The organism is Streptomyces sp. NPDC031111 (genome assembly GCF_055570675.1).
Window position 1 is genome coordinate 667,088 of record NZ_JBVIGS010000003.1, and the last position, 18,714, is coordinate 685,801.

General features: G+C 72.4%; 16 protein-coding genes. 13 read left to right on the forward strand and 3 right to left on the reverse strand.

The annotated features are described in order from the left end of the window. The first annotated feature begins 36 nt into the window (after positions 1-36). The 3 genes from ACZ470_RS09955 to mmpA all read left to right on the forward strand — a co-directional run bounded on the left by ACZ470_RS09955 (position 37) and on the right by mmpA (position 1,365). Positions 37-360 carry a plasmid stabilization protein gene (locus tag ACZ470_RS09955; protein ID WP_468426146.1) on the forward strand — a complete coding sequence of 108 codons (324 nt, stop codon included), beginning with the start codon at positions 37-39 and terminating at the stop codon, positions 358-360. A 77-nt stretch (positions 361-437) separates the two neighbouring features. Next, on the forward strand, positions 438-1,160 hold the full coding sequence (locus tag ACZ470_RS09960) for an endonuclease V (protein WP_468426148.1): 723 nt from the start codon (positions 438-440) through the stop codon (positions 1,158-1,160). Positions 1,161-1,218: 58 nt separating this feature from the next. Beyond that, a complete protein-coding gene (mmpA, locus tag ACZ470_RS09965) occupies positions 1,219-1,365 on the forward strand; it encodes a morphogenic membrane protein MmpA (protein ID WP_468426150.1) in 147 nt (48 codons plus the stop codon). A 19-nt stretch (positions 1,366-1,384) separates the two neighbouring features. Here mmpA and ACZ470_RS09970 read toward each other — a convergent pair whose 3' ends face one another. Beyond that, positions 1,385-2,563, reverse strand: a complete 1,179-nt coding sequence (locus ACZ470_RS09970) for a saccharopine dehydrogenase family protein (protein ID WP_468426152.1) — start codon at positions 2,561-2,563, stop codon at positions 1,385-1,387. A 90-nt stretch (positions 2,564-2,653) separates the two neighbouring features. On the opposite strand from ACZ470_RS09970, the gene ACZ470_RS09975 reads away from it, so the two are divergent. The 4 genes from ACZ470_RS09975 to ACZ470_RS09990 all read left to right on the forward strand — a co-directional run bounded on the left by ACZ470_RS09975 (position 2,654) and on the right by ACZ470_RS09990 (position 7,822). Next, the gene (locus tag ACZ470_RS09975) at positions 2,654-3,034 is read left to right on the forward strand and encodes an MmcQ/YjbR family DNA-binding protein (protein ID WP_468426154.1); all 381 of its coding nucleotides are present in this window, start codon (positions 2,654-2,656) and stop codon (positions 3,032-3,034) included. A gap of 140 nt (positions 3,035-3,174) precedes the next feature. Next, on the forward strand, positions 3,175-4,386 hold the full coding sequence (locus ACZ470_RS09980) for a CaiB/BaiF CoA transferase family protein (RefSeq protein ID WP_468426156.1): 1,212 nt from the start codon (positions 3,175-3,177) through the stop codon (positions 4,384-4,386). Continuing rightward, positions 4,383-5,597 (forward strand): acetyl-CoA C-acetyltransferase, encoded by a 1,215-nt coding sequence (locus ACZ470_RS09985; RefSeq protein WP_468426158.1) that lies wholly within the window; start codon positions 4,383-4,385, stop codon positions 5,595-5,597. Before ACZ470_RS09980 ends, ACZ470_RS09985 begins: the two co-directional genes overlap by 4 nt. Before the next feature lie 47 nt (positions 5,598-5,644). Continuing rightward, positions 5,645-7,822: a 3-hydroxyacyl-CoA dehydrogenase NAD-binding domain-containing protein gene (locus ACZ470_RS09990; RefSeq protein ID WP_468426159.1), complete on the forward strand. Its 2,178-nt coding sequence runs from the start codon at positions 5,645-5,647 to the stop codon at positions 7,820-7,822. 6 nt (positions 7,823-7,828) lie between these two features. Here ACZ470_RS09990 and ACZ470_RS09995 read toward each other — a convergent pair whose 3' ends face one another. After that, the gene (locus tag ACZ470_RS09995; protein WP_468426161.1) at positions 7,829-8,554 is read right to left on the reverse strand and encodes a MerR family transcriptional regulator; all 726 of its coding nucleotides are present in this window, start codon (positions 8,552-8,554) and stop codon (positions 7,829-7,831) included. 221 nt (positions 8,555-8,775) lie between these two features. Here ACZ470_RS09995 and ACZ470_RS10000 point away from each other — a divergent pair, with 221 nt between their 5' ends. From ACZ470_RS10000 to ACZ470_RS10015, 4 genes are all read left to right on the forward strand, one after another. Next, positions 8,776-10,242 (forward strand): amino acid permease, encoded by a 1,467-nt coding sequence (locus ACZ470_RS10000; RefSeq protein WP_468426162.1) that lies wholly within the window; start codon positions 8,776-8,778, stop codon positions 10,240-10,242. A 42-nt stretch (positions 10,243-10,284) separates the two neighbouring features. Then, complete coding sequence (locus tag ACZ470_RS10005; protein WP_468426164.1) at positions 10,285-10,764, forward strand: macro domain-containing protein; 480 nt, start codon at positions 10,285-10,287, stop codon at positions 10,762-10,764. A 138-nt stretch (positions 10,765-10,902) separates the two neighbouring features. Beyond that, entirely contained in the window at positions 10,903-12,858 is a 1,956-nt protein-coding gene (locus tag ACZ470_RS10010; protein ID WP_468426166.1) for a Xaa-Pro dipeptidyl-peptidase, read from the forward strand. A 76-nt stretch (positions 12,859-12,934) separates the two neighbouring features. Continuing rightward, positions 12,935-14,656: a BCCT family transporter gene (locus ACZ470_RS10015; protein ID WP_468426168.1), complete on the forward strand. Its 1,722-nt coding sequence runs from the start codon at positions 12,935-12,937 to the stop codon at positions 14,654-14,656. Between the two features lie 269 nt (positions 14,657-14,925). Here ACZ470_RS10015 and ACZ470_RS10020 read toward each other — a convergent pair whose 3' ends face one another. After that, positions 14,926-15,879 carry an NAD(P)/FAD-dependent oxidoreductase gene (locus tag ACZ470_RS10020; protein ID WP_468426170.1) on the reverse strand — a complete coding sequence of 318 codons (954 nt, stop codon included), beginning with the start codon at positions 15,877-15,879 and terminating at the stop codon, positions 14,926-14,928. 67 nt (positions 15,880-15,946) lie between these two features. Here ACZ470_RS10020 and ACZ470_RS10025 point away from each other — a divergent pair, with 67 nt between their 5' ends. Both ACZ470_RS10025 and ACZ470_RS10030 read left to right on the forward strand, forming a co-directional pair. After that, the gene (locus ACZ470_RS10025; RefSeq protein ID WP_468426172.1) at positions 15,947-16,969 is read left to right on the forward strand and encodes an oxidoreductase; all 1,023 of its coding nucleotides are present in this window, start codon (positions 15,947-15,949) and stop codon (positions 16,967-16,969) included. Between the two features lie 49 nt (positions 16,970-17,018). Continuing rightward, positions 17,019-18,665 (forward strand): ABC-F family ATP-binding cassette domain-containing protein, encoded by a 1,647-nt coding sequence (locus ACZ470_RS10030; protein WP_468426174.1) that lies wholly within the window; start codon positions 17,019-17,021, stop codon positions 18,663-18,665. The last annotated feature ends 49 nt before the right edge of the window (positions 18,666-18,714 follow it).

Consider the following 18,714-nt stretch of genomic DNA (forward strand, 5'->3'; position numbering starts at 1 on the left):
GTACCCGTGTGCCGTACGCGAGAGGAAGTGAGCGACATGCCACGCGGGTCCAGCCCCAAGCGGGAGCGTCAGTACGAGCACATCAAGGAGAGCGCCGAGGACCGGGGCGAGAGCACCGGACGCGCCAAGGAGATCGCCTCCCGGACGGTGAACAAGGAGCGCGCCCGCTCCGGTGAGTCGAAGACGGCGAGCCGCACCTCCACGCAGGACATGTCGTCCGGCAAGCGGGGCGGCCAGCGGTCGGGCAAGGGCTCCCAGGGCCCCACCCGCGACCAGCTGTACGAGGAGGCCAGGAAGCGCGGCATCGAGGGCCGTTCGAACATGAACAAGGGCCAGCTCCAGCGGGCGCTCGGCAAGTGAGCCGCCTCCGCGCGGAGGGGGCGGCCGGGAGGCGCCCTCCGCGCGGAGCACCCCCGCCCCGTAGGCTCAGGGGCACCATGACGACCGTACGCACACCGGCCGACTGGCCCGTGACCGAGGAAGAGGCCCGCGCGGTCCAGGACGGGCTCCGCGCGCGGGTGGTGCTCGACGAACCGGGACCGCCGCCCGGCTCGGGCCGGGTCACGGGCGTCGACGTGGCGTACGACGACGAGCGGGACGTCGTCGCCGCGGCGGCCGTCGTCCTGGACGCGGCGACCCTCGACGTCGTCGCCGAGTCCACGGCCCTCGGCCGGATCTCCTTCCCGTACGTCCCCGGACTGCTCGCCTTCCGGGAGATCCCCACCGTCCTCGCGGCCCTCGAGGCACTGCCGTGCCCGCCAGGACTGGTGGTCTGCGACGGCTACGGCCTGGCCCACCCCCGTCGCTTCGGCCTGGCCAGCCACCTCGGCGTCCTCACCGGGCTGCCGACGATCGGCGTCGCCAAGAACCCCTTCACCTTCACCCACGACGAACCGGACACCCCGCGCGGGAGCACCTCCCCGCTGCTCGCCGGCCGTGAGGAGGTCGGCCGCGCCCTGCGCACCAGGAACGGCGTCAAACCGGTCTTCGTCTCGGTCGGCCACCGCGTGAGCCTGGACAACGCCTGCGACCACACCCTCGCCCTGGCCCCCGCCCACCGCCTTCCGGAGACCACCCGCAGGGCCGACGCACTGTGCCGCAGGGCACTGCGCGAGGCCGCCCCCGACCCGGCCCCGTCCCCGGCACTCCGATCTGAGTAGCCGTACTGAGTACGCGTACGGATGCCCGGACGGCGTACGCCCCGGCAGGCTTGTGGGCATGACAACGCACCGTGCCCCCAAGCCCGTTGCCGCCGACGGACGGCCCGTCGAGCGGGCCGTGATCATCGGTCTCACCCTCGCCGTGCTCGCCGGACTGGGCTGGATCGTCGGGATGATCTACACCCTGGTCGAGTGGCCGCTGTAGGTGCCGGCCGGCCGGGCCGTCAGCGCCTCGCGGCGACGCGGAAGCGGATGCCCGCCGACCGCAGGCGCCCGGTCAGCGCGTCGCCCATCGCCACCGCCGTCGTGACCTGACCCGCCGTCGGCGGCAGGTCGTCGAAGGCCAGACAGAGGGCTCCCTCGGCCAGCATCTTCGCCGTCTCGCCGTAGCCCGGGTCGCCGCCCGCGACCTCCGTGTACACCCGCCGCCCGCCGCCCTCGCCGACGAAGCGGACGCTGAACCAGCTCCGTGCGCGCTTCTCCGGGCCCGGCCCGTCACCGGGCCTCAGCCGGTCCGAGAGCCGGCGCCGCAGCGACGGGACCTGCGCCGCCGTGGCCACCGCCCCGACGGCCGCCACCCCGCCCACCGCCACCGGGAGTCGCCGGACGGCGGCGTAGTGCCGGTAGCGGAAGTCGGGGCCGTAGCGGTCCAGCGCCCTGGCCGAACGGCGTACGACCTGGCCGTCGATGGTCGGCAGGGGGAGGGCCCACGCGCCGACCTCCGGGGCGAAGCGCGGCGCTCCCGTCGGGGCCGAGACCCGGCGGTCCACCAGCCGCGGTTCGTGGTGCCTGCGCTCGCGGGCCGCCGCGCGGAGCCCGCGGTGCCGGGCGAACTGGTTCAGCGCCGAGGCGAACGTCCCGCCCGAGAACGCCGCCTCGACGGTGACGAAGCCGTCCACGGTCAGCGGAACCCCCTCCGGCAGCTGCCGCACGGTGAAGTACGCGCCCAGGTCGTGCGGCACCGAGTCGAAGCCGCAGGCGTGCACCAGCCGCGCCCCGGTCTCCCGCGCGCGTGCGTCGTGCCGGACGTACATCAGATCCACGAACTCGGGCTCACCCGTGAGGTCGACATAGTCCGTGCCGGTGTCCGCGCAGGCGGCGACCAGTTCCTCGCCGTACTCCACATAGGGCCCCACGGTCGTGGCGACCACGCGCGCGTGCTCGGCGAGGGCGCGCAGGGAGGCCGGGTCGGACACGTCCGCCCGCAGCAGTCCGACCTCCGCGCCGCCGGGCAGCCGCTCCCGCAGCCGCTCCAGCTTCTCCGTGCCGCGGCCGGCGATCGCCCAGCGCAGCCCGGCGGGGGCATGAGCGGCGAGGTACTCCGCGGTCAGCGTGCCGACGAAGCCGGTCGCTCCGAAGAGCACGATGTCGTACGGACGGTCCGTCCTGTTCAGCCTGCTCATGACACCCCTTGGTCGTGCAGCCGCGCCGCTGTCGGTGGCCGAGGCTAGCGTGAGGGGTGCGGAGCCCGACGACGAGCCCGGAGGAAACCGATGGCCGTGCCCCCGAACGCCCTGAAGAAGTGGGAAAAAGTGCGCGACTACGCCCTGGGGCTGCCGGGAGCGGCCGAGGAGCACCCCTGGGGCGAGACCGTCGCCAAGGTCAACAAGAAGGTGTTCGTCTTCCTCGGTGTCGACGACGGCAGCTACCCCCTGGGGGTGACGGTGAAGCTCAGGGACGAGACGGCGCATGCCCACGCGCTGGCCTGCCCGGGCGCGGAACCCGCTGGGTACGGACTGGGGAAGGCCGGCTGGGTGCGCGTCCCGCTGGAACCCGAGGGAGCCCCGGCCGCCGAATTGCTGTGCGACTGGGTGGAGGAGAGCTACCGCACCATCGCCCCGAAGCGACTCGCGGCGGAACTCGACGCACGCTGAAGGGGTGCGCGGCCACGGGCGGAACCGGCCGCCGCGCCGTAGAGTGGCTAAGCGCTTGCTCGCCCGCTCTTGTGTCGGGTGGAACGCGTTCTTAACATCACTGGTGTTACATCAGTGGTGTCACAGCCGATGGGGGCGCGATGACGGAGGCGAAGACGCCGGGACACGGACCGCTGCACGGCGTGCGCGTGGTCGAGCTGGCCGGGATCGGGCCGGGCCCGTTCGCCGCCATGCTCCTCGCCGACCTGGGCGCCGACGTCGTACGCGTGGACCGCCCGGGCGGCACGCCCCTCGGGATCGACCCCGCCCTCGACGTCACCAACCGCAACAAGCGCTCCGTGATCGTCGACCTCAAGGCCCCCGACGGCCCCGCCCGCGTCCTCGACCTCGCCGAACGTGCCGACGTCCTCATCGAGGGCTACCGCCCCGGCGTCGCGGAGCGCCTCGGCGTCGGACCCGCTGACTGCCACGCCCGCAACCCGCGCCTGGTCTACGCCCGGATGACCGGCTGGGGCCAGCACGGACCCCTCGCCGACCGCGCCGGACACGACATCGCGTACATCGCCCTCACCGGCACCCTCGGCATGATCGGCGACCCGGACCGGCCCCCGGCCGTCCCGGCCAACCTGCTCGGCGACTACGCGGGCGGCTCCCTCTACCTCGTCGTCGGCGTCCTCGCCGCCCTGCACCACGCGCGCGCCACCGGCACCGGGCAGGTCGTCGACGCCGCCATCGTGGACGGCACCGCCCACCTCTCCGCCATGATCCACGGCATGCTGGCCGCCGGCGCCTGGCAGGACCGGCGCGCCGCCAACCTCCTCGACGGCGGCTGTCCCTACTACGGCACCTACGAGACCGCCGACGGCCGGTACATGGCGGTCGGCGCGCTGGAGCCGCTGTTCTACGCCGAGTTCCTGCGCCTCCTCGGCGTCGACGGCGCCGCAGACGCCCACACCGACGTCACCCGCTGGCCGGAGCTGAGGGAACAGGTCGCCGCCCGCTTCAAGTCCCGCACCCGCGACGAGTGGACGGCCGTCTTCGAGGGCTCCGACGCGTGCGTGGCGCCCGTGCTGTCCCTGCGCGAGGCCCCGCACCACCCGCATCTCGCCGCCCGCTCCACCTTCACCGACCACGACGGCATCACCCAGCCCGCGCCGGCCCCGCGGTTCTCCGCGACCCCCACCGGCGTCCGCACCGGCCCCGCCCGGCCCGGCGCCGACACCGACGACGTGGCCCGTGACTGGGACGTACCCCGGCTGTTGTCCTCACCCGCGCGGTCCCCGCACCTGAAGTCCCCGAAGTCCTCGATGTCCTCGCAGCCCTCGAACCCTCAGCGAAAGGCCCCCTCGTGAGCACCGAAGCGTATGTGTACGACGCGATCCGCACCCCGCGCGGGCGCGGCAAGGCGAACGGCGCCCTGCACGGGACCAAGCCCATCGACCTGGTCGTCGGCCTCATCCACGAGATCCGCGACCGCTTCCCGGACCTCGACCCGGCCGCCGTGGACGACATCGTGCTCGGCGTCGTCGGCCCGGTCGGCGACCAGGGGTCCGACATCGCCCGCATCGCCGCCGTCGCCGCCGGGCTGCCCGACACGGTGGCCGGCGTCCAGGAGAACCGCTTCTGTGCCTCCGGGCTCGAAGCGGTGAACATGGCCGCCGCCAAGGTGCGGTCCGGCTGGGAGGACCTCGTCCTCGCGGGCGGCGTCGAGTCGATGTCCCGGGTGCCGATGGCCTCCGACGGCGGCGCCTGGTTCAACGACCCGATGACCAACCTCGCCGTCAACTTCGTGCCGCAGGGCATCGGCGCCGACCTCATCGCCACCATCGAGGGCTTCTCCCGGCGCGACGTCGACGAGTACGCGGCCCTCTCGCAGGAGCGCGCGGCCACCGCCTGGAAGGAGAACCGCTTCGAGCGGTCCGTCGTCCCGGTGCGGGACCGCAGCGGCCTCACCGTCCTCGACCACGACGAGCACCTGCGCCCCGGCACCACCGCCGACTCGCTGGCCAAGCTGAAGCCGTCCTTCGCGGACATCGGCGAGCTGGGCGGCTTCGACGCCGTGGCGCTCCAGAAGTACCACTGGGTCGAGCGGATCGACCACGTCCACCACGCGGGCAACTCCTCCGGCATCGTCGACGGCGCCGCGCTCGTCGCCATCGGCTCCAAGGAGGTCGGCGAGCGCTACGGACTCACCCCCCGCGCGCGGATCGTCTCCGCCGCCGTGTCCGGATCCGAGCCCACCATCATGCTCACCGGTCCCGCCCCCGCCACCCGCAAGGCCCTCGCCAAGGCCGGCCTGACCATCGACGACATCGACCTCGTCGAGATCAACGAGGCCTTCGCGGCGGTCGTACTGCGCTTCGTGAAGGACATGGGCCTGTCCCTGGACAAGGTCAACGTCAACGGCGGCGCCATCGCCCTCGGCCACCCGCTCGGCGCCACCGGCGCGATGATCCTCGGCACCCTCGTCGACGAACTCGAGCGCCAGGACAAGCGCTACGGCCTCGCCACGCTGTGCGTGGGCGGCGGCATGGGCATCGCCACCGTCATCGAGCGCATCTGAATCCCGGCGACCGCACCCGACTTCCCCGAAGACCCGGAGACACCCTCATGACCGAGAGCACCACCATCCGCTGGGAACAGGACCGAACCGGCGTCGTCACCCTCGTCCTCGACGACCCCGGCCAGTCCGCGAACACCATGAACCAGGCGTTCCGCGACTCCCTCGCCGTGATCACCGACCGCCTGGAGGCGGAGCGGGACACCATCCGCGGCATCATCGTCACCTCCGCCAAGAAGACCTTCTTCGCGGGCGGCGACCTGCGCGACCTCATCCGGGTCACCCCCGAGACGGCCCAGGACCTGTTCGACGGCGGCATGGCCATCAAGCGGCACCTGCGCCGCATCGAGACCCTCGGCAAGCCCGTCGTCGCCGCGATCAACGGCGCGGCCCTCGGCGGCGGCTACGAACTCGCCCTGGCCTGCCACCACCGGATCGCGCTCGACGCCCCCGGCTCCAAGATCGGCTGCCCCGAGGTCACCCTCGGCCTGCTCCCCGGGGGCGGCGGCGTCGTCCGCACCGTCCGGATGCTCGGCATCGCCGACGCGCTGCTGAAGGTCCTCCTCCAGGGCACCCAGTACAACCCGCGCCGCGCCCTGGAGAACGGCCTGGTCGACGAGGTCGCCGACACGCGCGAGGACATGCTCGCCAAGGCCCGCGCCTTCATCGACGCCAACCCCGAGTCCGCCCAGCCCTGGGACAGGCCGGGCTACCGCATCCCCGGCGGCACCCCGGCCAACCCGAAGTTCGCCGCCAACCTGCCGGCCTTCCCCGCCACCCTGCGCAAGCAGACCAACGGCGCCCCCTACCCGGCCCCGCGCAACATCCTCGCCGCGGCCGTCGAGGGCTCCCAGGTCGACTTCGAGAACGCCCAGGTCATCGAGGCCCGCTACTTCGTGGAACTGGCCGCGGGACAGACCTCGAAGAACATGATCCAGGCGTTCTTCTTCGACCTCCAGGCCGTCAACTCCGGCGCCAACCGCCCCAAGGGCGTCGAACCGCGCAAGGTCACCAAGGTCGCCGTCCTCGGCGCCGGGATGATGGGCGCCGGCATCGCGTACTCGTGCGCCCGCGCGGGCATCGAGGTCGTCCTGAAGGACGTCTCCCTGGAGGCCGCCGTCAAGGGCAAGGGCTACTCCGAGAAGCTGTGCGCCAAGGCCGTCGCCAAGGGCCGCACCAGCCAGGAGAAGGCCGACGCGCTGCTCGCCCGCATCACCCCCACCGCCGAGGCGGCCGACCTCGCCGGCTGCGACGCGGTCATCGAGGCCGTCTTCGAGGACACCTCCCTCAAGCACAAGGTGTTCCAGGAGATCCAGCACGTCGTCGCCCCCGACGCGCTGCTCTGCTCCAACACCTCCACCCTGCCCATCACCGCCCTCGCCGAGGGCGTCGAGCGCCAGGGCGACTTCATCGGACTGCACTTCTTCTCGCCCGTCGACAAGATGCCGCTGGTCGAGATCATCAAGGGCGAGCGCACGGGTGACGAGGCGCTGGCCCGCGCCTTCGACCTGGTCCGGCAGATCAACAAGACCCCGATCGTCGTCAACGACTCGCGCGGCTTCTTCACCTCCCGCGTCATCGGCCACTTCATCAACGAGGGCGTCGCCATGGTGGGCGAGGGCATCGAGCCCGCCTCCGTCGAGCAGGCGGCGGCCCAGGCGGGCTACCCGGCCAAGGTGCTCTCCCTCATGGACGAGCTGACCCTCACCCTCCCGCGCAAGATCCGCAACGAGTCCAAGCGGGCGGTCGAGGAGGCGGGCGGAACCTGGACCGCGCACCCGGCCGAGACGGTCATCGACCGCATGGTCGACGAGTTCGGGCGCCCGGGCCGCAGCGGCGGCGCCGGCTTCTACGAGTACGGCGAGGACGGCGGGCGCGGCAGCCTGTGGCCCGGCCTGCGCGAACACTTCACCAAGCCCGGACACGAGATCCCGTTCCGCGACATGCAGGAACGCATGCTGTTCTCCGAGGCGCTGGACACCGTCCGGCTGCTGGAGGAGGGCGTGCTGACGTCCGTGGCCGACGCCAACATCGGCTCGATCCTCGGCATCGGCTTCCCCGGCTGGACCGGCGGCGTCCTCCAGTACATCAACGGCTACGAAGGCGGCCTGCCCGGATTCGTGGCCCGCGCGCGTGAGCTCGCCGAGCGCTACGGCGAGCGCTTCGCCCCGCCGGCGCTGCTGGTGGAGAAGGCGGAGAGGGGAGAGGTGTTCAAGGACGCCCGCTGACCCCGTTCAGCGGGGTCGACCCTCCTCGTCGAGCCACTCCCGCAGCTCCTCCTTCAGTGACCGCTGGAAGGTGGTGAGCAGCGCCTGCACCACGAGCGGATGCATCCGGGCGGACAGGGACCGCACATCCCGCGCGTCCTGGTCCGCCACGGCGTCGCGCAGCAGCCGCGACAGCTCGTGGGCGGCCGCGCGGGAGTGCTCGACGAGCGCGGTACGGGCGGCGAGGACCGTCTCGCGGGACAGCGGTACGTCCAGCAGCTCCACGCCCAGCCGCAGCAGCCCGGCGTCGACCCGGAACCCCTCGCCGCCGCCGGAGTCCGACGCGCCGTCCCGCTCGACGACGCCCATCGCCGCCAGCCGTTCCAGGTCCTCCTCGTCCAGCGCCCGCCCCGCCCGGCGCTCCAGCTCCCGCCGCGACACCGTCTCCACCGCCTCGGGCGCCCAGGACGCCACCACCGCCCGCTGGACCGCCAGGTCCCGGGCGCTCAGATCCGGGGGCAGCTGCCCCAGGTAGCGCTCGATGGCCGCCAGCGTCATGCCCAGGCTCTGCAACTCCTCGATGAGCTCCAGCCGGGCCAGGTGCTCCCGCCCGTAATGACCGACCCGCCGGGGCCCGATCACCGGGGGCGGCAGCAGCCCCTTGGTGCCGTAGAAGCGGACCGTGCGCACGGTGACACCCGCCCGGACCGCCAGTTCGTCGATCGTGAGCGGCTGCTCGGTCTCGGTCGTCATGTGCAGCAGTATCGCTGTCCCACCAGTGCTGTGACACCCGAGCCGGCACGTGCGGCGGACCGTGTGAGAAGTCCCCCGGTGTGACGTGCGCCATCGCATGCGGCGGCGCGGATCGGGAAAGGTGCCCCCTCGGTCTGTGCCCTGATCCGAGCGCGCCGGCCGAGGCAATACGGACACCCGGGCGCGATCCGCCCGAGCGCACCAGAGAGTGGAACCACTTCGTGAGCAAGGACGCCGTGAACACGGCAACGGCCGCAGGGGGCACCGCCGCGGCCCCGGCGCCCGCGGACGCGGGCGACGCCGGCTACAGCAAGGACCTGAAGGCCCGCCACGTCAACATGATCGCCATCGGCGGCGCGATCGGCACCGGACTCTTCCTGGGCGCCGGAGGACGCCTGCACGACGCGGGCCCGGCGCTCGCGCTTGCCTACCTGGTCTGCGGCGTCTTCGCCTTCTTCGTCGTCCGCGCCCTGGGCGAGCTGGTCCTGTACCGGCCGTCGTCGGGCTCCTTCGTGTCGTACGCGCGCGAGTTCCTCGGCGAGAAGGGCGCGTACGTCGCCGGCTGGATGTACTTCCTGAACTGGTCGACGACCGGCATCGCCGACATCACCGCGATCGCGCTCTACACGCACTACTGGAGCGCGTTCACCGACATCCCGCAGTGGGTGCTCGCGCTGATCGCCCTCGCCGTGGTCCTGGCGGTGAACCTGATCTCGGTGAAGATCTTCGGCGAGCTGGAGTTCTGGTTCGCGATCGTCAAGGTCGCCACCCTCGTCGCGTTCATGTTCGTCGGCGTCTTCCTCCTCGCCACCCAGCACGAGGTGGGCGGCGGCACCCCCGGCCTGAACATGATCACCGACAACGGCGGCATCCTTCCGCACGGCGTGCTGCCGGTCGTCCTCGTCATGCAGGGCGTGATCTTCGCGTACGCCGCGCTGGAGCTGGTCGGCGTCGCCGCGGGCGAGACCGCCGAGCCGGAGAAGGTCGTGCCGCGCGCGGTGAACTCCATCATGTGGCGCGTCGGCCTCTTCTACGTCGGCTCGGTCGTGCTGCTCGCCCTGCTGCTGCCCGGCTCGATGTACTCGGCCGGTGAGAGCCCCTTCGTCACCGTCCTGTCGAAGATCGGCGTCCCGGCGGCCGGTGACGTGATGAACCTGGTCGTCCTCACCGCCGCGATGTCGTCCCTGAACTCCGGTCTGTACTCCACCGGCCGCATCCTGCGCTCCATGGCCATGGCGGGCTCCGCCCCGAAGTTCACCGCCCGCATGAACCGCAGCCAGGTGCCCTACGGCGGCATCCTGCTGACCTGCGCGGTGTGTGTGCTCGGTGTGGGCCTGAACTTCCTCATGCCGGCCCAGGCGTTCGAGATCGTGCTGAACGTCGCCTCGCTCGGCATCATCAGCACCTGGGTGATCATCATGATCTGCCACCTGGTCTTCGTCCGCCGCGCCCGCGCCGGACTGGTCGCCCGCCCGTCCTTCCGGCTCCCGGGCAGCCCGGTCACCGAGATCGTGACCATCGCCTTCCTGGTGTCCGTCCTCGGCCTCATGTGGAACGACCCGGAGGTCGGCCGCAAGACGCTGCTGCTCGTCCCGCTGATCGCCGCGATGCTGGTCGGCGGCTGGTTCGGCGTCCGCCGCCGGGTGTCACGGAACGCGGACCGGGAGCTGTCGCAACTGACGAAGTAGCAGGCCGGGGCCACTGTCAGTGGCAGGGCCTACGGTGGCGTCATGTCGGGGATCACATATGTCCGGGGTGACGCCACCGCGCCGTCGGTGAAGGGCGTCAAGGTCATCGCCCATGTCTGCAACGACATGGGAGGCTGGGGCAAGGGCTTCGTCCTCGCGCTGTCGCGCCGCTGGCCCGAGCCGGAGCGGGCGTACCGGGCCTGGCACCGGGCCCGCGCGTCCAACGACTTCGCGCTGGGCGCGGTCCAACTGGTCCAGGTCGAGCGCTACATATGGGTGGCCAACATGGTCGGCCAGCGGGGCACCCGGACGGGCAGCAAGGGCGTGCCCGTGCGCTACGAGGCGATCGACACGGCGCTCGGCGGCCTCGCCGACCGGGTGACCGAGCTGAACGCCTCGGTGCACATGCCCCGCATCGGCTGCGGCCTGGCCGGCGGCACATGGTCCCGCGTCGAGCCGCTGATCACCGAGCGGCTGGTACGGCACGGCATACCGGTGACGGTGTACGACCACGAGGGCTGAGCGGACCCGTCACCGCTCCCGCGCGAGAGCCGCCGCGTCCCCCCGGGCGCCACCGCACGCGATTCCAGCCACCCGCGACCTCACGGGGCGTCAATCGCCCTCTACTGCACCCGGGTTCACCCATGTACCGTCCCGCGCATGCCGAAACGCACGCGCTTCACGACCTGGAGATCACTTGCGACGGCGGCCACCGCCGCCCTGACGGCCACACTTCTCACCCCCACGGCTGCCCACGCCGCGCCACCGCGCGAGAGCCGGCCCGTCCACTCCTACGACAACGCCGTCCGCGAAGCCGTCTGGGTGGACACCGGACTCGACGAGGACCGGGACGGCAGGACCGACCGGGTCGCCGTCGACATCGTCCGGCCCCGCGAACCCGCACAGCGCGGCCGGAAGGTTCCCGTCATCATGGACGCCAGCCCGTACTACTCCTGCTGCGGGCGCGGCAACGAGAGCCAGAAGAAGACATACGACGCGAACGGCGACATCGTGGGCATGCCGCTGTTCTACGACAACTACTTCGTGCCGCGCGGCTACGCCGTCGTCGGCGTCGACCTCGCCGGAACCAACCGGTCCGACGGCTGTGTGGACGTCGGGGGCCGCTCCGACATCCAGTCCGCGAAGGCTGTCGTCGACTGGCTCAACGGCCGCGGCACGGCGTACACCAGCCGCACCGGCACCGAACGCGCCAGGGCCGACTGGACCAACGGCCGCACCGGAATGATCGGCAAGAGCTGGGACGGCACCATCGCCAACGGCGTCGCCGCCACGGGTGTCGAGGGCCTGGAGACCATCGTCCCGATCGCCGCCATCTCCTCCTGGTACGACTACTACTTCACCCGGGGTGCCCCGCTCTACGACTCCGGCCCCGACTGGCTCTCCCAGTACGTCGAGAGCCCGGACGCCCGCGCCAAGTGCGCCACCGTCCAGCGTGAACTCGTCGAGGGCGCCCCGCGCACCGGCGACCTGACCCCGCTGTGGACCGAACGCGACTACGTGCGCGCCGCCGAGAAGGTGAGGGCCAGCGTCTTCCTGGTGCACGGCACGCAGGACCTCAACGTGCGCATGCAGCACGTCGGCCCCTGGTGGGACGCCCTCGCCGCGAACGGTGTCGAGCGCAAGATCTGGCTCTCCGGGACCGGCCACGTCGACCCCTTCGACTTCCGCCGCGCCGAATGGGTCGAGACCCTGCACCGCTGGTTCGACCACGAACTCCTCGGCTACGACAACGGCATCGACCGCGAACCGATGGCCGACATCGAACGCGCCCCCGACCAGTGGGTCACCTCGACGACCTGGCCGCCGCGCGGCACGCACACCACGACCCTGCGCCCCGCCAAGGGCGGCGAGGCCGGCGTCGGCACCCTCGGCCTGAGCCGGGGCAAGGGCACCGAGGCGTTCACCGACGACCCGGGGCTGAGCGAGACCGACTGGGCCGCCCATGTCGACACATCGACCCCGGACAAGGCCGGCTTCGTCACGGGTCCGCTCACCCGCGACCTGCGGCTGTCCGGCTCCTCCGAGGTCACCGTCACCGCCACACCCAGCACCCCCACCGCCCACCTCTCCGCCGTACTCGTGGACCTCGGCCCCGACACCATCCGCGACTACGCCGACGACGGCGAGGGCATCACCACCCTCCCCGAGCGCACCTGCTGGGGCGCGAGCACCGCCGGCGACAGCTCCTGCTACCGGGAGACCCGCGCCCGGACCACCGACGTCGAGTACACGATCGTCAGCCGCGGCTGGGCCGACCTCGGCAACCACGCCGACGACGGCAAGGGCGAGCCGCTCACCCCCGGCACGCCGTACACGATCACCCTCGACCTGGCGGCCACCGACCACGTCGTCCCCGAGGGCCACCGCCTCGCGCTGATCGTCGCCGGTACCGACCGTGGCCTGATCGACCCCCCGGCCGACACCCCGACGCTCACCGTCGACCTGGCCCGCACCTCCGCCCGGGTCCCGTTCGTCGGCGGAACGGCCGCGTTCGCCCGTGCCACCGCCGGATCGCGTGCCACCGACCCCGCCACCGTCCTGGAGGGGGTGAGCCGACCGGGCGCCACCGTCGACCGGGTCCCGCGAATGAGGTGAGTTTTGCGCCAAAGGTGGTAGGGGCGTATCGGGAGGAGTGCTCTCCGCCCAACGGCTCTGATGAAAGGTGCCGCCTGTGACGCATGACCAGCACAGCGACAAGGACGACACGGCGGGCCCGCTGCCGGGATCCGAAGCGGGCCTGCCGGGCCGTGGGCGCCCACGCACCGACCGGGTGGTGTTCGGCGTCACGGCCGTCCTCACCCTCGCGTTCGTGCTGTGGGGCGCGATCGCGACGGACTCGCTCGAGGACGCATCCAGCAGCATGCTCGGCGGGCTGATGCACAACGGCGGCTGGGCGTTCATGCTGGCCGCCTCCGGCTTCGTGGTCTTCGCCCTCTGGCTCGCGGCCAGCCGCTACGGCCGCATCCACCTCGGCGCCGAGGGCGAGAAGCCGGAGTTCCGCACGGTGTCGTGGATCGCCATGATGTTCAGCGCGGGCATGGGCATCGGCCTGATGTTCTGGGGCGTGAGCGAACCGCTGGCCCACTACACCACGCCCCCGCCGGGCACCAGTCCGGCCGACTCCGGCGACCGCATGGAGACGGCCATGGCCACCACCCTGTTCCACTGGACGCTCCACCCGTGGGCGATCTACGCGGTGGTCGGCCTCGCCATCGCCTACAGCACCTTCCGCAGGCGCCGCCGCCAGACCATCAGCGCCGTGTTCACGCCGCTCATCGGCGCGGGGCACGCGGGCGGCGTCGGCGGCCGGGTCATCGACGTGCTCGCCATCATCGCGACGATCTTCGGCTCGGCCGCCTCGCTGGGTCTCGGCGCGCTCCAGATCGGCTCCGGCGTGGAGCAGCTCGACTGGATGGACAAGGTCAGCACCGGACTGCTGGTCGGCATCATCGCGGTGCTGACCGTGGCGTTCGTGGCCTCCGCCGTCTCCGGTGTGGAGAAGGGCATCCAGTGGCTGTCCAACACCAACATGGTGCTGGCCCTGATCCTCGCCGTGTTCGTGTTCGCCGCAGGCCCGACGATCCTCATCCTCGACCTGGTGCCGACCTCGGTCTTCGCCTACCTCGGCGACCTGCCCGACCTGGCCGGCCGCACCGAGATCAGCGGCGGCGAGGGCGTCGCCGACTGGCTGGGCAGCTGGACCGTCTTCTACTGGGCGTGGTGGATCTCCTGGACGCCCTTCGTCGGCATGTTCATCGCCCGGATCAGCCGGGGCCGGACCATCCGCCAGTTCATCGGCGGGGTCATCCTCGTCCCCAGCACGGTCAGCCTGATCTGGTTCGCGATCTTCGGCGGCTCGGCGATGAGGCTCCAGGAGCAGAACCGGCTCGGTGACGAGACGACCCCGGAGGGCCGGCTCTTCGCCGTGCTCCAGGAATACCCGATCGCCACCGTCACCAGCCTGCTGGTGATGATCCTCGTCGGCATCTTCTTCGTCTCGGGCGCCGACGCGGCCTCCGTCGTGATGGGCACCCTCTCGCAGCACGGCGCGCTCGAACCCACCCGCTGGGTGGTGGTGTTCTGGGGCGTGGTCACCGGCGCGGTGGCGGCGATCATGCTGCTCGTCGGCAGCGGGCAGGGCGACGCGCTCACCGGCCTCCAGAACCTCACGATCCTCGCGGCGGCGCCGTTCGTCATCGTGATGATCTTCATGTGCGTGGCCCTCATGCGGGACCTGCGCCGCGACCCGCTCATCGTGCGGGGCGAGATGGGCTCCGAGGCGGTGGAACTCGCGGTCATCGAGGGCCACAAGAAGTACGACGGCGAATTCGAACTCCGCGTGGGCCCGGGCCGAGGCCCAGACGTAGAAGGCGACCCCATCGGCAAACACTGACCCCAGGGAGCCTCACCATCGGCGGGCAGTCGTGCCCCCCAGTGCCTTAAGGGACTGGGAGGTACCCCCAGGGCGATGGGGGTACCTCCCGCTCGAGCGAAGCCGAGAGTGGGGGAGGGTGGGCGCGACGGCACCTTGCCGGCGCCGGGTGGCCGGACGCGGCCCCGGGCTGGTCCAGCGGGCGGCAAGTAGTGCCGCCTGCTCCCGCACGGGTGGGGCGCGACGGCACCTTGCCAGCGCCGGTCAACCCCACGGTGCCCCCGGCGGGTTCAGCGGGCGGCAAGTGCTGCCGCCTCCTCCGCGCAGCCCCACGCCACCGTCACCCCCGCGCCCCCATGACCGTAGTTGTGCACCAGCACCCGCCCGCCCGGCAGCGCGACCCGCTCCAGCCGCACCGCGCCCCGGGCGGGCCGCAACCCCACCCGGTGCTCCAGAACACGCGCCCCGGTGACCGCGGGACACAACACCGCACACCGCCGCACGATCGCCTCGCCCGCCCCCGCGTCCGGCTCCATCGACCACGCGTCCTCCTCCGCCGTGCCCCCCAGCACCAGCCGCCCCGGCTGCGGAAAGAGGTACGCCATCGCCCCGTCCGCCCCCGTGGAGACCGTCCACGTACGGACCCCCGGGTTCTCCACGACCACCAACTGCCCCCGCACCGGCCGCACCGAGCGATCCGGCACCAGCTCCCGCGCCCCCAGCCCCGTGCAGTTGACCACCACCGGCGCCCCCGCCTCCGCCAGCTCCGTCACCGTACGCGCCTCGACCGCGCCCCCCGCCGCCAGGAACTGCTCCCGCAGCCACGGCAGATGGGTCGACATGTCGATGAGCGGCAGCCGGGCCCACACGCCCGACCCGACGGGATACTCCCCGGCCGTCGCCATGCGCAGCCCCGGCAGACGGGCGGCGGCCCACGAACCGACGTCGTCGAGCGTCGTCTCGCCCAGCACCCCTTCGACCATCCGTACGCCGGTGGCTCCCGGGCGCGCCGCCAGCTCCTCGTACACCTCCAGCGACCGCAGCGCCCACGCCCGCACCGACGCCACCGGCTCGATCCGGTACGGCCACCACAGCGCACCCGCGACCGCCGAGGTGGTCCGCTCGACCGGGTCCCGCGTCCACAGCCGTACCCGTACGCCGCGCTCGGCGAGGACCACGGCCGTCGTCAGCCCGACGACGCCACCGCCGACCACCAGCACATCGCAGTCCAGTTCGGTTCCCATCGGGGGGACGGTAGCGGAATATGTCATGCCGTGCTCAGGTCCGTCCCCCGGTGGGAATACTCACGGCATGTCTGCCGAGTACGCGACCTTCGGCCTGGCACCGGCGATGAGGGCCGGTGGACTCCTCGCCAACGGTGACTACCAAGTCCACCGGGACTTCGTCGACTTCGTCGTCGACGGACGCCCGCTGCTCTTCCGCCTCTCCGACCTGGACGCGGTCTCCCCGCTCGCCTCCGACGTCCCGCCCGCCATCTTCACCGACCAGGTCCGCGGCCTGCTGCTGGAGACCGAGGCCCCGCTGCCCGCAGGCCGGTACATCGTCTACGGCTGCCCCGAGTGCGAGGACCTCGCCTGCGGCGCGGTGACCGCGGTCATCGAACGGGACGGCGAGGACTTCATCTGGCGCGACTTCGCCTGGCAGACCGACGAGCACGCCGACCTGGACCTCAACGGCTACCACGGCATCGGCCCGTTCCGCTTCCGCGGCACCGAGTACCGTACGGCCCTCGCCGCCCTCCTCGACGGGGCCGCCCCCGGCGGCCGTCGCCGGGTCCTGCTGATCGGCGCCCGTGTCGCCCTGCTCGCCAAGCTCGCCGCCGCGCTGCGCACCATCGGCATCGGCGCCGACATCGCCCAGGACGCCGACGGCGTCCCCGCCGACGAACTGCGCGGCTACGGCGCCGTGCTCTTCGGCCGGTCGGTGAGCGACGGGCAACGCGACGCCGTCCGCCGCGCCTTCGCCGCCGCCGGCGTCGACGTGCCCTGTGTGGACGGCCTCGCCCCCGTCGTTCCGCTGCTCGTCGCCCAGACCGAACAGGCACTGGACCGCGGCCCTCGGGACCGGCACCGCCTGACGGAACTCGTCGCCACCGCCGACGGGGCGGAGCTGGAGGTCACCTCGTCGTGCAGGGTGCGCCTCACCGCGTACCGGATCGACCGCCTCTCCCGCACCCACACCCAGGACCTCTTCGACGGCGTCCTGGAGCCCGGCCGCCACCGCGTTCCGCTGGACGGCAGGGCCCTGAAGGGGGAGGCGTTCCTCGTGGCCCGCACCGGCGGGACGGTCCTGGTGACGGAGGTGGGGCGGTGAGAAACCGGAGCGCGTCGCACTCCACCCGGCCGTTAGGATCGGCGGTCTGATGACTGCCACCCTCGTCGCCAAGAACCTCGCCGCCGGGCACGGCGACCGCTCCCTGTTCTCCGGTCTCGACCTCGTCGTCGCCCCCGGCGACGTGATCGGCCTGGTCGGTGCCAACGGCGCGGGCAAGTCCACGCTGCTGCGCCTGCTCGCCGGACTCACCGCACCGGAGCAGGGCGAGCTGCGCCTCTCCCCGCCCACCGCGACCGTCGGGCACCTGCCGCAGGAGCCGGAGCGCCGGCCCGGCGAGACCGTACGCGCCTTCCTGGCCCGCCGCACCGGGGTCGCCGAGGCCCAGCGCACCATGGACGAGGCCACCCAGGCCCTGGTGGACGGCGCTCCCGGCGCGGACGACGCCTACGCCACCGGTCTGGAGCGCTGGCTGTCCCTGGGCGGCGCCGACCTCGACGAGCGCGCCGAGGAGGTCGCCGGCTCCCTCGGGCTGGAGGTCGGCCTGGACCAGCCGATGACCTCGCTCTCCGGCGGCCAGGCGGCCCGCGCGGGACTCGCCTCCCTCCTCCTCTCCCGCTACGACGTCTTCCTCCTCGACGAGCCGACCAACGACCTCGACCTGGACGGCCTGGAGCGCCTCGAACGCTTCGTGAGCGGGCTGCGCGCCGGGACGGTCGTCGTCAGCCACGACCGCGAGTTCCTCACCCGCACCGTCACCAAGGTCCTCGAACTCGACCTCGCCCAGCGGCGGATCAACCTCTACGGCGGCGGCTACGAGGCCTATCTGGAGGAGCGGGAGGTGGCCCGCAGGCACGCCCGCGACGAGTACGAGGAGTACGCCGACAAGAGGGCCGCGCTCCAGGACCGGGCGCAGATGCAGCGCGCCTGGATGGACAAGGGCGTGAAGAACGCCCGCCGCAAGGCGGGCAACGACAACGACAAGATCGGCCGCAAGTTCCGCAGCGAGGCCAGCGAGAAGCAGGCCGCCAAGGCGCGTCAGACGCAGCGCATGATCGAACGCCTCGACGTGGTCGAGGAGCCCCGCAAGGAGTGGGAACTGCGCATGGAGATCGCGTCGGCCCCGCGCTCCGGAGCGGTGGTCGCCACCCTGCGGGACGCCGAGGTGCGCCGCGGCGGCTTCACCCTCGGCCCGGTCTCCCTCCAGATCGACTGGGCGGACCGGGTCGCCGTCACCGGCGCCAACGGCGCGGGCAAGTCCACGCTGCTCGGCGCCCTGCTGGGCCGCGTCCCGCTCGACGCCGGGCACGCCGCCCTGGGCTCGGGCGTCCTGCTAGGCGAGGTCGACCAGGCCCGCGCGCTGTTCCACGGCCCGGAATCCCTGCTCGACGCGTTCCGCCCGGCGGTCCCCGCCCTGGAACCGGCCGACATCCGCACCCTGCTGGCCAAGTTCGGCCTCAAGGCGGACCACGTGGTGCGCCCCGCGGCCACCCTCTCCCCGGGCGAACGAACCCGCGCCGCCCTCGCCCTCCTCCAGGGCCGGGGCGTCAACCTCCTGGTCCTCGACGAGCCGACCAACCACCTCGACCTGCCCGCCATCGAACAGCTGGAGTCGGCCCTCGACGCCTACGAGGGCACCCTGCTCCTGGTCACCCACGACCGCCGCATGCTGAACGCGGTAAAGGTGACAAGGCGCCTGGAGGTAACGAACGGCAAGGTGACGGAGACGTCCGCATAGCTGCGGGCATCCGCCCGCCTCTCCGCGGGCAGTCGTGCCTCCCCCAGTG